1 protein-coding gene is annotated in these 319 nt (G+C 45.5%); it reads right to left on the reverse strand.

The features are described from left to right. Window positions 1–319 (reverse strand): hypothetical protein (locus HMPREF2619_RS09295; RefSeq protein WP_148130395.1); only part of this gene is annotated, 319 nt, incomplete at both ends.

Here is a 319-nt window from a genome sequence, read left to right on the forward strand (position 1 = left end):
GTTCATTGGCACACGGCTGTCACCTTCAGTAAATTCAGGCTTACCTGTTTGAGTTTGACCTTGCTTACCTGTTGTTTCAACTGGTGTTGCTGTCGGTGTTACTGGTGTTACGGTTGGTGTGTACTTAGCTGTGATTTCAGTTCCGTTCTTATCCACACGTTTCACAGTTACGCCTGTTCCTGTTCCAGTAAATGATTTCTCAGGAACAAAGGTTACTGTTCCATCTGCTGCTACTGTGTATGTACCAACGCCATCTACTGTCTTGGTAGTTGAGCCATTATCAAATGTCGCTGGAACGTCATCGTTCATTGGCACACGG

Origin of the sequence: Streptococcus sp. HMSC074B11 (genome assembly GCF_001808705.1) — a bacterium.
Classification (GTDB): Bacteria; Bacillota; Bacilli; order Lactobacillales; family Streptococcaceae; genus Streptococcus.